This is a genomic window from Streptomyces massasporeus (genome assembly GCF_014648995.1).
Classification (GTDB): domain Bacteria; phylum Actinomycetota; class Actinomycetes; order Streptomycetales; family Streptomycetaceae; genus Streptomyces; species Streptomyces massasporeus.
Map to the genome: position 1 here is coordinate 36,700 of NZ_BMSE01000028.1, position 14,016 is coordinate 50,715.

Here is a 14,016-nt window from a genome sequence, read left to right on the forward strand (position 1 = left end):
CGTTCACGGTCGGGCACACGTAGTGCCGGAGGCACCTTTTCGAAGGGGACGATCTGTCACGCCCTGGTCATCCAGGCACAGACCTCAGGGGTCCAGCCCGTCCTGGTCATCCAGGCGGAGAACTCAGGGGTTCAGCCCGTTCTGGTCGAAGGTGTCGGGCACGGGCAGCGTGCCCCAGCGGTCGATCGGCCAGGCCTTCACGATGGCGCGTCCGACGACCTCCTTGACCGGGACCATGCCGTGGTACTTCTCGCCCTGGTTGTAGCGGGAGTCACGCGAGTTCTGCCGGTGGTCGCCCATGACCCAGATGTAACCCTGCGGCACCTTGACCTTGAACTGGCCGCCCTGGTCGTCGTTCGAGCAGGGCGTGTTGCCGGGGAAGACGTACGGCTCGTTCAGTGCCTTGCCGTTGACCTTCAGCGGACCGGTCCCCTTGCACTCGACCGTGTCTCCGCCGACCCCGATCACCCGCTTGATCAGGTCCTTCTCCTCCACCGACGGCATCAGGCCGATCCAGCTGAGGAACGTCTGCAGCGCGTTGGGGTCGGGCGTCGGCTCGCCCCTGAGCCAGTTGCCGGGGTCGTGGAAGACGACGACCTCGCCGCGCTCGGGCTCGGAGCCGAACCAGGGGGTGAGCTTGTCGACCAGGACACGGTCACCCTGCTGGAGGGTGTTCTGCATCGAGTCGGAGGGGATGGAGAACGCCTGCACCAGGAAGGTCTTGATCAGCAGCGCCAGCACCAGCGCGATACCGATCAGGATCGGCAGCTCCTTCCAGAAGGAGCGCGGCTTCTTCGGTGTCCGCGTCGTGCCGCCCGGTCCCTGGTCCTCGGCTGTCGTGTGCTCGCCCGTCACCCTGTCGTCCTCGGCTGCCCCGGAGTCATTCCCGGAGGTCACGGCGCTGTCCGCGGCCGGGACGGCGGATTCCGCGGGGCGTCCGCGATGCTCCTCGCCGTCGTGTCCGGACCGTGCGCCAACCGCCACATCCCCCACGCCAACTCCTCACTCTGTGCCGCCGCCTGCCCCATACACGGCGCAGGCCCACCACTCCCATAACGAGCGGGAGTTCCGCAGGGGTCGGGAGCTGGATCGTCTCGTTCGAACCGTAGGAGGCAACCCTATGCGACAGTTCGGGAGCTGCGGTCGACCCGGGGGCCGAGTCGGACACGGAAGCGTAGGTATTCGGTTCCTCCAGCATGTTCCAGTGTCCGAAGGGCCAGGCGATGACCATGGCGCGGCCCACCACCTCGCTCTCGGAGACCGTGCCCCCGTAGTCGGTGTCCTGGTGGGCGCGGGAGTCGGCGGAGTTGTTCCGGTGGTCGCCCATCACCCACAACCGCCCCTGGGGGACCGTGATGTCGAACGGCGTGTCGGACGGGGCGGCGCCGGGATACAGGTAGTCCTCGACGAGCGGGACGCCGTTGACGGTCACGCGCCCCTGCGTGTCACAGCACTTGACGCGGTCGCCGCCGACGCCGACGACGCGCTTGATGAGGTCCTTCTCGTTCTCGGACGGCAACAGGCCGATGAAGGTGAGCCCTTCCTTGACCTGCTTGATGACGACGGGGTCCGACTTCTGCGTGGTGGGCTGCTCGTCCTGCAGCCAGCCGCCGGGGTCCTTGAACACGACGACGTCCCCGCGCTGCGGCTTCGAGCCGAACCACGGGGTGAGCTTGTCGACCAGGACGCGGTCGCCGATCTGGATCGTCTGCTCCATGGAGCCGGACGGGATGACGAAGGCCTGGACGAGGAACGTCTTCAGCACGAGCGCTATCAGGACGGCGACGCCCACGAGGAGGGGTATCTCCTTGACGGCGCCGCGCCTGCGGCGCCGCTTGACCTTGCGCTGAAGCTTGCGGCGCTCGGCACGCGTACGGCCGCTTCCCGAGGGGCCGGCGGCGCGCCGGACGCCGGTGGGCAGCAGGTTCTCCGCGGGGCCCGCAGGGACGCCGCGCGGTTTGCCGCGGTTACCCATGGGCGCCCGCCTTTCCGGCGGCGGGCACGCGCGCGTAGGCGTCGGGGCGGTGCAGTCCGGTGGCGTGGCCGAAGGGCCAGATGATCCAGTCGGCGCGGCCGATCACGTCGTCGACGGGGATCATGCCGCCGCCCGGCGAGCCGAGGTGGTCGCGGGAGTCGCTGGAGTCGCCGCGGTGGTCGCCGAGGACGAAGAGGGCGCCGCGGGGCACGACGACGTCGAAGGGCACAGCGGACGGGCTGTCGCCGGGATACAGGAAGCCCGACTCGTCGACCGGCCGGCCGTTCACCTGGATTCTCCCCTCCCTGTCGCAGCAGACCACGTGGTCTCCCCCCACGCCGACAACGCGTTTGATGTAGTCCGCGTGCCCGAAGTACCCGGTCCCGTCGAACACGACGATGTCTCCCCGCTGCGGCGCGGCACCGAAACGGTACGCCAACTTATTTACGAGAACCCGGTCCCCGATCCTCAATGCCTGCTCCATGGATCCGCTGGGGATCTGGAACGGGCGCACCACGAACGTGCTGAGCGACAGCAGGAACAACAGGCAGACCAGCAGGGTGAGAGTGATCCGGCCGCCCGGGACGTGGGCGCTGAGGCGCGAGACCAACGCGAAACGCGACCGGTCCTCCGGCCCTGCGGGTTCCGAGGTCGTTCCCTCGGAACCGGAAGGGCGGGAGGAGCGGTCGCGCTCCGTCGGCTGTGCTTCGGTGTCCATCGGAGCCAGATGCTATCCGGCCCCGACGTGAACCCCGGAGAGCGCTCAGTTCTCGCGCTTCTCCTTGATCTTCGCGGCCTTGCCGCGCAGCTCGCGCAGGTAGTACAGCTTGGCGCGGCGGACGTCACCCTTGGTGACGAGCTCGATCTTCTCCACGATCGGGGTGTGCACCGGGAAGGTGCGCTCGACGCCGACGGAGAAGGAGACCTTGCGGACCGTGAAGGTCTCGCGCACGCCGGAGCCCTGGCGACGGATCACAACGCCCTTGAACTGCTGCACACGGGAGCGGTTGCCCTCGATGACGCGGACGTGGACGTTGACGGTGTCGCCCGGACGGAAGGCGGGGACGTCGCTGCGCAGCGACGCGGAGTCGACGGTGTCGAGCAGGTGAGACATTTCGTCTGCTTTCCTCGCTGATGCCACAGGTCATCAACGGAAACTAGGTGTTTCGGGATCAGGTGTGTGCGGGTCGGGACGGACGTCGTCTCCCCCTGTGGCAGGGGCGCACGCCGGACGGACGCACAACAGCTCGCTATTCTTCCACGCCGTCGGTCCTGCGCCAAAATCGGCCGTACGGCTCCCCCGCCGGGTCGGGTGCCCAGCCCAGGATGGAGAGCATCTCGCGGTCCTTCTTGTCGAAGGCCTTGGGGTCGCACCGCTCGATGAGGTCGGGCCGGTGGGCGGTCGTGCGCTTCAGGGCCTCGTCGCGGCGCCAGCGGGCGATCTTGCCGTGGTGGCCGCTGAGGAGCACCTCGGGGATGTCCCGGCCGCGCCACTCGGGCGGCTTGGTGTAGACGGGCCCCTCCAGCAGGCTCGCCATGGCGCCGGGCGCGAAGGAGTCGTCGCGGTGGGACTCGGCGTTGCCCAGGACCCCGGGCAGCAGCCGCGCCACGGCCTCCGTGACGACGAGGACGGCCGCCTCGCCGCCGGCCAGGACGTAGTCGCCGATGGACACCTCGTAGACCGGCATCCGGGTCGCGTACTCGTCGACGACGCGGCGGTCGATGCCCTCGTAGCGGGCCGGGGTGAAGATCAGCCAGGGACGCTCGGAGAGCTGGACGGCGAGTTCCTGGGTGAAGGGACGGCCGCTGGGGGTGGGGACGATGAGGGCGGGCGCCCGGGAGCCCGTCTCGTAGCCGTCGGCCAGGACGGAGTCCAGTGCGTCACCCCACGGGTCGGTCTTCATGACCATGCCGGGGCCGCCGCCGTACGGGGTGTCGTCGACGGTGTTGTGCCGGTCGTAGGTCCAGGAACGCAAGTCGTGGACGTGCACGTTCAGCTGTCCACGCGCGCGTGCCTTGCCGACGAGGGAGACGTTCAGCGGTTCCAGGTACTCGGGGAAGATCGTGACGACGTCGAGGCGCATTACGACTCTTCCTGACCGGAGGAGTCGTCCCGGCTGGAGGCGATCTCGGCGCGGTCGTCGATCAGGCCCGGCGGCGGGTTGATGACGGCCTTCTGCTCCTCGAGGTCGATCTCGGTGACGATCTCCTCGACGAAGGGGATCATCACCTCGCTGCCGTCGGGGCGCTCGACGATGAACAGGTCCTGCGAGGGCAGGTGGGAGATCTCCGTGATCCGGCCGACCTCGGTGCCGTCCGCGGTGACCACGTCGAGGTCCATGAGCTGGTGGTCGTAGTACTCGTCCTCGCCCTCGGGCAGTTCCTCCGGGTCGATCTCGGCGATCAGGAGGGTGTTGCGCAGGGCTTCGGCGCCGCTGCGGTCGCTGACGCCCTCGAAGCGCAGCAGGAGGCGGCCGCTGTGGACGCGGCCGGTCTCGATGGTGAGCGGTCCCACGGTGGCGGGATCGGTGGTGAGTACGGCACCGGGGCCGAGCCTCAGCTCCGGCTCGTCGGTCCGTACCTCGACGGTGACCTCACCCTTGATGCCATGGGCACGGCCGATCCGTGCGACTACCAGCTGCACGTGTGCAATCTCCTGTCATACGACTGCGGGCCGGGGACGGCCCTCAGGCCTTCCCCGGCCCGAGCCGGTTGCGCGATAAGCGTCAGCGGACGTGGTCCACGTCGACGAGGTCGACGCGGATGCCGCGACCGCCGATGGCGCCCACGACGGTGCGCAGGGCGCGTGCGGTGCGGCCGTTGCGGCCGATCACCTTGCCGAGGTCGTCCGGGTGGACCCGGACCTCGAGCACTTGCCCGCGGCGCAGGTTGCGCGAGGCGACCTGCACATCGTCAGGGTTGTCGACGATGCCCTTCACGAGGTGCTCGAGAGCCTCCTCGAGCATGCTCAGGCCTCGGTCGAAGCGGACTCGGCGGCCGCCTCGTCCTTCTTCTCAGCCTTCTTCTTCTGGGTGATCGCCTCACCCTTGCCCTCGTCGTCGCCGCCGATGGCCTCGAACGACGGGCGCGCGGCCTTCTCGGGCTGCGTCAGCAGCGGAGCCGGGGCGGGCTCGCCCTTGAACTTCTGCCAGTCGCCGGTCTTCTTGAGGATGGCCATCACGGGCTCGGTCGGCTGGGCGCCGACACCGAGCCAGTACGCCACACGCTCGGCGTCGACCTCGATCACCGACGGGTTGTACGTCGGGTGGTACTTGCCGATCTCCTCGATGGCCCGGCCGTCACGGCGGGTACGGGAGTCGGCGACGACGATGCGGTAGTGAGGCGAACGGATCTTGCCCAGACGCTTCAGCTTGATCTTGACTGCCACGGGAGTGGGTTCTCCTGGTTTTGACGTGGTTGGGCACGGCGGAAATGCCGCGTGGGGATTTGCGGTACCCGAGTGCCCGATGGACGCGTCAGCCGGAGGCGAGAGGGTTCCTGTGCGGCTGTCGAGTACAGCTAGCCATTGTGCCACACCCCGCAGGGCGCTCCGGGCCCGGGCCCGGAGCGCCCTGCGGGCATGCCGAGAGCGCACCCGGCGTGGGTGGGGCACGTCGGGTGCGCGTCACGGCCCGAGCCCTGCGCCACGGACCGGCAGCCACGAGTTGCCGGTGCGCGGGGCGTCAGCTCGCTACCGCTCCCACGACGTCCGGGATCCGGAACGGCTTGCCGCAGCCGCCGCAGACGATGGGGGCCTGGGCGAGGACCGACGGGACGACGCGGACGTTGCGTCCGCAGTCGCAGACGGCCTTGACGCGTACGCCGCCACCGGAGGAGCCGTGCCGGGCGGCCGGCCCCCGGAAGGTGCGGGAGGTGTCGGACGAGGTCGCGGCGGTGTGTGCCTTCAGGGCGCGCTGGAGACGCTCCATCGTCGGGCGGTAACGCCGCTTCGCCTCGGGGGTGAGCGTGACCAGGGAGAAGCCGCTGCTGGGATGCGGTTCCTCGGGGTGGTCCAGGCCCAGCTCCTCGGCGATCGCGAGGAATCTGCGGTTGTGGTAGCGGCCGGCACGGGAGGTGTCGCGGACGCCGCGCGAGGCGGCGATGCCATGGACTGCCTCATGGAGCAGTCGCTCGAAGGAGAGCTCGTGACCGCACGCGGACGACGACTCCCCGATCAGGGACTCTGGCGCGGCAAGGTCGGGCAGCTCGGGGTGGTACCGCTGAATATCGGCCCACGCCTGTGCCAGCTCTGCGGCGAGTACAGGTGGTGTCTGTGTCGTGCTCACGTAATGACAACGAGCCGGGGTGCCCCAGTGTTCCGATTCCGGGCCATCCCAAATAATTTGCACGTACCCGTCAGTTGCCTCTCATGCGTCCCGACGAGGGCGGGTGCGCAGATCTGTGGATAAGCCTCACAGCTCACCACAAGGTGGTGCGTAGTCCCGCGTACGCCCGCCCGTCTCCCGCCACCACCCTCAACCGAGGCCCTTCGGGCCACCCTCTCGGTCGGCGCGTAGACCCTGTCCGCGCGCCGGGTGGGCAGGGGTCCGCTGATGCGCAAGAGGTGTTTCGGTCGCCTCGCGCCTCACACGGCAAGCGCCTGTCCCACAGGGCAAGCGCCTGCCCCACCCCGGTAAGCGCGTGCCCCACCTCAGTAAGCGCGTGCGACGACCGCGACGTTACCGGGCGCGTCGTCGGCGTCCGGCACCGACCCGTCCTCGGCGACCAGACACCGTACGGTCACCGCGTGATCGGCGAGCTTGGACTCGCCCTCCTCGCCGAGCGCGGCCCAGGGGATGCGCGCCCAGCCGCCGGCGGTGGCCGCCTCGACGGCCTCCTCGAAGGTGGAGACCTCCGTCGTACGGGACTCGCGGCGCTCGCGGGACTGCCGGAGCAGCGTCGCCTGGTCCTCCTCGAGGATCCCGGGGAGCAGCCCGGCCAGAGCGTCCAGTGCCACCGGCTCCTTGCCGCCGGGGATGCGGCGGGCCAGCATCGCGGTGCCGTTCTCCAGGTCCCGCGGGCCGATCTCGATGCGGACGGGCACGCCCTTGAGCTCCCAGTCGACCGCGCGGCGGCCGAACGGGGTGTCGGTGCGGTCGTCGACGTGGACACGGACACCGGCCGCCTTCAGCCGGTCGCCGAGCTCGCGGACCGTGGCCAGAACCGCTTCCTCGCCCTTGATCGCGAGCACGACGGCCTGGATCTGTGCCAGCCGGGGCGGGACGCGCAGGCCGTCGTCGTCGCCGTGCATCATCACCAGGGCGCCGATCATGCGGGTGGTGGAGCCCCAGGAGGTCTGCCAGACCAGCTCCTGCCGGCCCTCCTTGGACAGGTACCGGGTGTTGAAGGCCTTCGCGAAGTTCTGGCCCAGTTCGTGGCTCGTGGCCATCTGCAGGGCCTTGCCGTCGCCCATCATGCCTTCGAGTGTGAGCGTGTTGACGGCGCCCGCGAACCGCTCCCGGACGGTCTTGCGGCCGGGGACGACGTCCATCGCGAGGACGTTCAGCATGAAGTCCTCGTAGACCCGCCGGTGAATGCGCGCGGCGAACGCGCGCGCCTCCTCGTACGTGGCGTGCGCGGTGTGGCCCTCCTGCCAGAGGAACTCGGACGTCCGCAGGAACAGACGGGGACGCAGTTCCCAGCGCACCACGTTCGCCCACTGGTTGATGAGCAACGGCAGGTCACGGTGGCTCTGGACCCACTTCGAGAAGTACTCGTTGACGATCATCTCGGAGGTGGGACGGACCACGGCCGGCTCTTCGAGCTCCTTGCCGCCGCCGTGGGTGACCACGGCCAGCTCGGGCGCGAACCCCTCGACGTGGTCGGCCTCCCTCGCGAGGTACGACTCGGGGATCAGCAGCGGGAAGTACGCGTTCTGGGTGCCCGTCTCCTTGATGCGGGCGTCCATCTCCGCCTGCATCCGCTCCCACAGCCCGTATCCGTACGGTCGGATGACCATGGTGCCGCGCACCGGACCGTTGTCGGCGAGCTCCGCCTTGGTGATCAAGTCCTGGTACCAGCGCGGGAAATCGTCCGCCCGGGGGGTGAGAACGGGTGCCTTGGTCATGACGGGATGGTACGGGCCCACGTTGCCGGAATGTGAAATCTCGCCATAGGCACATGACAACTCACAAGCCCTGCCGCATTCCACTGGACGACAGGTCGAGGGGGGAGTTTCCTGGCATACGGGGGTAGTGCGAGCGCACTGTCACGGGGGCCATGGAATCGGGCAAGAGGCAACTCTCGGCGGATTGGGGCGCTTACTTATGACACCTACGCTCGTGCGGCAGCACCTGCCTCACGCGGGGGCCAAACCCCGCGTGGACCTGCGTGCACGCGCGCGTGACTGGTCCGAGATCCAGGAGCGGATGCTCGTACCGCTCTACGAGGCCGTCTACGAGCGACTGGAAGTGGGTCCCGCCACGCGGCTGCTCGGCCTCGGCTGCGGTTCCGGGCTCTCCCTGCTGATGGCCGCCGCCCGGGGAGCGTCGGTCACCGGTGTCGACGTCTCCCCCGAAAGAATGACCCTGGCACGGGAGCGGCTGCTGCCCGAGACGCCGGGCACGCGTGCGCGGCCGGACATCCGGCTGGTCGACGGCTCTCCCCGGGACACAGCGGTGCCGGGCGCTTCGGGGTACACCCTGGTGACCGCCTTCGAACCGATCGGGTGCCTCGCGGGCGACTCGGAGGGGCTGGGCGGGCTGCTCGCGGAGGCGGCACCGCTCGCCCAGCGCGGTGCGGCCGTGGTGCTGGCCGGCTGGGGTCCGCCGGAGCGGTGTGCCACGGCGTCCGTGATGCGGGTGGCCACGAAACTGGCGGAGCCACTGCGCCATTCGGGCAGCTGGCGTCCGGCCTGCCGCGACGACCTGGAGGACGTCGCCCAGCGGGCCGGTCTCAAGCCGGACGGGTCGGGGCGGGTGGCGTGCCCCTTCGGATACGCCGACGTGGACAGCGCGGTACGCGGCCTGAAATCGACGGGACTGTTCGACGCGGCGATGACGGCGACGGACCAGGTGCAGGTGGACAAGGAGCTGACCGAGGCCCTGCATCCGCACCAGCGGCAGGACGGGACGGTGTGGATGCCGAACGTGTTCCGGTACCTGATCGCCCGGACACCCTGACGAACGCGTTTTCGATGCAGGTGTGAACAGTGTGAAGAAGGCACCATGGGGTGCTTTTGGTTTCACCAAGTGGATCATGAACGCCTAATGTGATCCACCGCTCGGGGAACCTACACATCTGCATACAGGAGCTGCTGTGCCGCACCACCAGACCGCGCTGCGCCTCGTCGCGCCCGTCGCCGTCCTCGCTCTGACGCTCACCGCCTGCGGGGGTGGCGACGACACCGCCGACGCGAAGAGCACGGGCAGCGCCCAGGCCAAGGCCTCGCCGTCGCCGGAGCCCACCTCCGGCGGCGAGATGGGGGCCGGCGAGAGCGCGACGGGCAAGGTCGCGGAGGACCCGGGCGAGGTCACCTACGAGGTCCTGGCACAGAAGGTCGACGTGGGCACCGAGGCGGAGGCGGCGAAGGTCGTCTCGGAGCCCGACAAGGTCAAGGGCAAGGTGCTGGCCGTCGCGCACCTGAAGTACACGCACAAGAGCGGGCCCGCCCTCACCGACGGTTCCGATGTGCACGACGGCACCACGGTCTTCGCCGACGGGCAGCGCGGCACCGTCCTCATCGGCGCCACCGAGGACGCGGCGGGCTGCGAGGATCCGTACGACGTCGACAGCTGGAAGCAGGGCGAGAGCCATGTCTTCTGCGAGACGTACGTGATCCCCGCGAACGCCAAGAGCGTCGAGGTCCACTGGGCCGAGGAGGACGGCGAGCCGTACATCTGGAAGTTCCCGAACGGCTGACCTACGAGCCGCCGGCACACCACTGAGGGCGCCCCCTCTGACACAAGGGGGCGCCCTCAGTGCGGTTCGGACGGGGCGTCAGCCCATGAACTTCTTGAACTCGTCGGGGAGTTCGAAGTCCTTGCCGCCCTGCTGCGGCAGTCCGAAGGCGCCGCCGCCCTCGGCCGCTGCGGCCCGGCGGGCGGCCTCCTCCTGCTCCTGCTGCTTGCGCTTCATCGGGTTGCCGGAGCGCTGCTTGCCCTTGGCCTTCTTCGGCTGCTTCTTGGTGCGGCCGGGGCCGCCGCCCATGCCCGGCATCCCCGGCATCCCCGGCATGCCGCCGCCCTGGGCCATGCGGGACATCATCTTGCGGGCCTCGAAGAACCGCTCGACCAGGTTCTTGACCGCGCTGACCTCGACGCCGGAACCCCGGGCGATACGGGCGCGGCGCGAGCCGTTGATGATCGTCGGCTCCTGGCGCTCGGCCGGAGTCATCGACTTGATGATGGCGGCCGTGCGGTCGACGTCCCGCTCGTCGAGGTTGTTGATCTGGTCCTTCATCTGGCCCATGCCCGGGAGCATGCCGAGCAGCTTGGAGATGGAGCCCATCTTGCGGACCTGCTCCATCTGGGCCAGGAAGTCGTCCAGGGTGAAGTCCTGGCCCTTCTTGGACGCCAGCTTGGAGGCCATCTTCTCGGCCTCTTCCTGGCTGAACGTCTTCTCCGCCTGCTCGATCAGGGTGAGGAGGTCACCCATGTCGAGGATGCGGGAGGCCATCCGGTCAGGGTGGAACGCGTCGAAGTCGTCGAGCTTCTCGCCGTTCGACGCGAACATGATCGGCTTGCCGGTGATCTGCCGGATCGACAGGGCGGCACCACCGCGGGCGTCACCGTCGAGCTTGGAGAGCACCACGCCGTCGAAGCCGACGCCGTCGCGGAAGGCCTCGGCCGTGTTGACGGCGTCCTGGCCGATCATCGCGTCGACGACGAACAGGATCTCGTCCGGGGAGACGGCGTCGCGGATGTCCGCGGCCTGCTGCATCATCTCCTGGTCGATGCCGAGGCGGCCGGCGGTGTCCACGATCACGATGTCGTGGACCTTGGACTTGGCGTGCTCGATGGAGTCCTTGGCGACCTTGACCGGGTCACCGACGCCGTTGCCGGGCTCGGGGGCGTAGACGCTGACGCCCGCGCGGTCGGCGACGACGCTGAGCTGGTTCACGGCGTTGGGGCGCTGGAGGTCACAGGCGACCAGCAGCGGCGAGTGGCCCTGCTCCTTCAGCCAGCGGCCGAGCTTGCCCGCGAGGGTGGTCTTACCGGCACCCTGCAGACCTGCCAGCATGATCACGGTGGGCGGCTGCTTGGCGAAGCGCAGACGCCTGGTCTCGCCGCCGAGAATGGTGACGAGCTCGTCGTTGACGATCTTGAGGACCTGCTGGGCGGGGTTCAGCGCCTTGCTGACCTCGGCGCCGAGGGCGCGCTCCTTGACGTTCTTGATGAACGTCCGGACGACGGGAAGCGCCACGTCCGCCTCGAGGAGCGCGATCCGGATCTCGCGCGCCGTGGCGTCGATGTCCGCCTCGGAGAGCCGTCCCTTGCCGCGCAGGTTCTTGAAGGTCGCTGAGAGGCGATCGGAAAGAGTATCGAACACGGCGCTCGCGGTCCTCAGGGTTGGTGGCTACAGGGAATCGCCCTCCAGGGTATCCCGGCGTGACAAGTCGCCGGGTCGGCCTCACCCACGCAGTGTCTCCTCCAGCTTCCGCGCCACCGACGCCGCCTCGTCCCCGGGCAGCGGCGCACCCTCCGGGCCGGTCACGTAGAAGGCGTCGACGGCGTTGGCGCCGAGTGTCGAGACATGCGCGCTGCGCACCTGCACACTCGCGTCCTCCAGGGCCTGCCCGATGCGGAACAGCAGGCCGGGGGCGTCCTGGGAGCGGACCTCGATGACCGTGGCCAGCCGGGAGGCGGCCGGGTGGACGGACACCCGGGCCGCGGGGGCGACCACGCCCCGGCGGCGCGGATAGGCCGCGTCCCGTTCGGCGAGGCGGCCGGCGATGTCCAGGGAGCCGTCGAGGGCCCGGACCAGGTCCGAGCGCAGCCGGGCGGCCTGCGGCAGCGAGCCGTACTCGGCGGCGACCCGCCAGTCCAGCAGCAGGACGGAGCCGTCGACGCCGTCCGGGAGGTACAGGGAGCGCAGCTCGGCGGTGCGGACGGTCAGCCGGTGCATGGCGAGGACACCGGCCACCGCGGGCAGCACCCCGGGCTGGTCGGGTACGGCGATGAGCAGCTCCACACCGAGCGGCTCGGGGTCGCCGGACGGCTCCTGTCCGGCGGGCGGCTCGGTCTGGGCCCGCAGCGAGAGCACCGGGCTGCCCGTCGCCGCCGCCTCCAGGGCGAGCCGCTCCTGCTCGGCGGTCGGCGCGGCCTCCTCGGGTTCGTCCGGGGCGTCGCCCGCGAGCACCGCCGAGACCCGTTTGACCAGGTCGGCGACGAGCGAGCCGCGCCAGGACGACCAGGCGGCCGGGCCGGTGGCGAGCGCGTCGGCCTCGGTGAGCGCGTGCAGCAGCTCCAGGGTGCCCTGGGAGCCGACGGCCTCGGCGACGGAGCGCACGGTGGCCGGGTCCTCCAGGTCGCGCCGCGTGGCGGTGTCGATGAGCAGCAGGTGGTGCCGTACGAGGGTGGCGACGACGGTCACGTCGTGGCGGTCGAAGCCGATCCGGGCGGCCACGTCCTTGGCGATGATCTCGCCGGCCACGGAGTGGTCGCCGGGCCAGCCCTTGCCGATGTCGTGCAGCAGCGCGGCGACCAGCAGCAGGTCGGGGCGGCTGACCCGGCGGGTGAACCCGGAGGCGCGCACCGCGGTCTCGATCAGGTGCCGGTCGACGGTCCACAGGTGCACGGCGTTGCGCTGCGGGCGGCAGCGGACCCGCTCCCAGTCGGGCAGCAGCCGGGTGATCAGCCCCTCGGCCTCCAGCGCCTCCCACACCTCGATGGTGGGGCGTCCCGAGCCGAGCAGGGTGACGAGCTGTTCGCGTGCCTCGGCGGGCCAGGGCGTGGGCAGCGGGCGCACGGTGGCCGCCAGGCGCCGTACGGCGTGCAGGGAGAGCGGGAGTCCGGCCTGCGCGGCGGCGGCCGCGGCGCGCAACGGCAGCACGGGGTCGCGCTCGGGGCGCGCGGCACGGGCGAGCACCACCTCGCCGTCCTGCTCCACCACGCCCTCGGCCAGCGGGGAACGCTCGCCGGCCGGTTTCCCGCCGCCCAGCATGGCGCGCAGCCGGGGCCGCACGGCGCGTGACCGCAGGACGCGCCCCACCTCGCGCCAGGTGACGTCACTGGCGTACGAGACGAGCCGCGCGGCCTCGTAGACCTGCCGCAGCAGGGTGTCCGCGTCGAGCAGGCCGAGCTCGGCGGCGACCTGGTCCTGCTCCTGGAGGGCGAGCCGGTCGGTGGCGCGCCCGGTGGTCAGGTGCAGGGCGTCCCGGACGTCGAGGAGCCGGCGCCGGGCGTCGGCGAGGCCCTCGCGCGGGGCGTCGGCGAGCCAGGAGGCGGCGACGGCCCGCAGCGCGGTGGCGTCCCGCAGCCCGCCGCGGGCCTCCTTCAGGTCGGGTTCCAGCAGGTACTGCAACTCGCCCTGGCGCTCGGCGCGTTCGGCGCACAGTTCCTGGAGTTCGGGGAGGCGCTTGGGCGCCTGGTTGCGCCAGTCGGCCAGGATGGCCGTGCGCAGCGACGCGGTGAGGCCGAGGTCTCCGGCGATGTGCCGGGCGTCCAGCAGGCCGAGCTGCACCTTGAGGTCCTCGCCGGCGGTCTTGCGGGCCTCGGCGGGCGTGCGGACGGAGTGGTCGAGGTCCAGACCCAGGTCCCAGACGGGGTACCAGAGCCGGTCGGCGAGGGCCGCGACCGCCTTGGTGTCGCCACCGTCGTGCAGCAGGAGCAGGTCGAGGTCGCTGCGCGGGGACAGCTCACCGCGCCCGTAGCCGCCGACGGCGACGAGGGAGGCTCCGCGCAGCCCCTCGGCGCCCGCGGCGAACAGGCCGGTGAGCCAGTCGTCCGTCAGTTCGGCCAGGGCCGCACGGCGCGGCGGCCCGGACCGCGTCTCCTCGGTGAGGAGACGCAGCCGGGCCGCCGCGTAGCCGCTGGGTCCCGAGTCCTCTGCTTCCTTCTGCACGTCCGTACCCGTCACCCAGTGGCTCCTGTTCCGTTCGT

At 70.5% G+C, this 14,016-nt stretch carries 14 protein-coding genes; 2 read left to right on the forward strand and 12 right to left on the reverse strand.

The window, feature by feature from the left end; translation table 11 throughout:
- Positions 1 to 123: 123 nt before the first annotated feature.
- From lepB (IE153_RS37760) to proS, 10 genes are all read right to left on the reverse strand, one after another.
- Positions 124 to 993 (reverse strand): signal peptidase I, encoded by an 870-nt coding sequence (gene lepB / locus IE153_RS37760; protein ID WP_189594204.1) that lies wholly within the window; start codon positions 991 to 993, stop codon positions 124 to 126.
- Positions 881 to 1,975 (reverse strand): signal peptidase I, encoded by a 1,095-nt coding sequence (lepB, locus tag IE153_RS37765; RefSeq protein ID WP_189594205.1) that lies wholly within the window; start codon positions 1,973 to 1,975, stop codon positions 881 to 883. The genes lepB (IE153_RS37760) and lepB (IE153_RS37765) overlap by 113 nt, the downstream gene beginning before the upstream one ends.
- A complete protein-coding gene (gene lepB, locus IE153_RS37770) occupies positions 1,968 to 2,693 on the reverse strand; it encodes a signal peptidase I (RefSeq protein ID WP_189594206.1) in 726 nt (241 codons plus the stop codon). The genes lepB (IE153_RS37765) and lepB (IE153_RS37770) overlap by 8 nt, the downstream gene beginning before the upstream one ends.
- 45 nt (positions 2,694 to 2,738) lie before the next feature.
- A complete protein-coding gene (rplS, locus tag IE153_RS37775) occupies positions 2,739 to 3,089 on the reverse strand; it encodes a 50S ribosomal protein L19 (RefSeq protein WP_030852073.1) in 351 nt (116 codons plus the stop codon).
- A 136-nt stretch (positions 3,090 to 3,225) separates the two neighbouring features.
- Positions 3,226 to 4,059 carry a tRNA (guanosine(37)-N1)-methyltransferase TrmD gene (gene trmD, locus IE153_RS37780; protein ID WP_189594207.1) on the reverse strand — a complete coding sequence of 278 codons (834 nt, stop codon included), beginning with the start codon at positions 4,057 to 4,059 and terminating at the stop codon, positions 3,226 to 3,228.
- On the reverse strand, positions 4,059 to 4,619 hold the full coding sequence (rimM, locus tag IE153_RS37785; RefSeq protein ID WP_189594208.1) for a ribosome maturation factor RimM: 561 nt from the start codon (positions 4,617 to 4,619) through the stop codon (positions 4,059 to 4,061). The genes trmD and rimM overlap by 1 nt, the downstream gene beginning before the upstream one ends.
- An 82-nt stretch (positions 4,620 to 4,701) precedes the next feature.
- Positions 4,702 to 4,941 carry an RNA-binding protein gene (locus IE153_RS37790; protein ID WP_031107040.1) on the reverse strand — a complete coding sequence of 80 codons (240 nt, stop codon included), beginning with the start codon at positions 4,939 to 4,941 and terminating at the stop codon, positions 4,702 to 4,704.
- 2 nt (positions 4,942 to 4,943) lie between these two features.
- Positions 4,944 to 5,363, reverse strand: coding sequence for a 30S ribosomal protein S16 (rpsP, locus tag IE153_RS37795; RefSeq protein WP_010044494.1), 420 nt, complete (start codon positions 5,361 to 5,363; stop codon positions 4,944 to 4,946).
- Positions 5,364 to 5,658: 295 nt separating this feature from the next.
- Positions 5,659 to 6,261, reverse strand: coding sequence for a hypothetical protein (locus IE153_RS37800; RefSeq protein WP_031107038.1), 603 nt, complete (start codon positions 6,259 to 6,261; stop codon positions 5,659 to 5,661).
- Between the two features lie 365 nt (positions 6,262 to 6,626).
- Positions 6,627 to 8,042 (reverse strand): proline--tRNA ligase, encoded by a 1,416-nt coding sequence (gene proS / locus IE153_RS37805; RefSeq protein WP_189594209.1) that lies wholly within the window; start codon positions 8,040 to 8,042, stop codon positions 6,627 to 6,629.
- A gap of 199 nt (positions 8,043 to 8,241) precedes the next feature.
- Here proS and IE153_RS37810 point away from each other — a divergent pair, with 199 nt between their 5' ends.
- Positions 8,242 to 9,096 (forward strand): methyltransferase domain-containing protein, encoded by an 855-nt coding sequence (locus tag IE153_RS37810; RefSeq protein WP_189594210.1) that lies wholly within the window; start codon positions 8,242 to 8,244, stop codon positions 9,094 to 9,096.
- Between the two features lie 136 nt (positions 9,097 to 9,232).
- The gene (locus IE153_RS37815; RefSeq protein WP_189594211.1) at positions 9,233 to 9,835 is read left to right on the forward strand and encodes a hypothetical protein; all 603 of its coding nucleotides are present in this window, start codon (positions 9,233 to 9,235) and stop codon (positions 9,833 to 9,835) included.
- A gap of 78 nt (positions 9,836 to 9,913) precedes the next feature.
- Here the strand turns inward: IE153_RS37815 and ffh are convergent, their stop codons facing one another.
- Both ffh and IE153_RS37825 read right to left on the reverse strand, forming a co-directional pair.
- Complete coding sequence (ffh, locus tag IE153_RS37820; RefSeq protein WP_189594212.1) at positions 9,914 to 11,464, reverse strand: signal recognition particle protein; 1,551 nt, start codon at positions 11,462 to 11,464, stop codon at positions 9,914 to 9,916.
- Positions 11,465 to 11,545: 81 nt separating this feature from the next.
- Positions 11,546 to 13,993: a [protein-PII] uridylyltransferase gene (locus IE153_RS37825; protein ID WP_189594213.1), complete on the reverse strand. Its 2,448-nt coding sequence runs from the start codon at positions 13,991 to 13,993 to the stop codon at positions 11,546 to 11,548.
- Positions 13,994 to 14,016 lie beyond the last annotated feature (23 nt).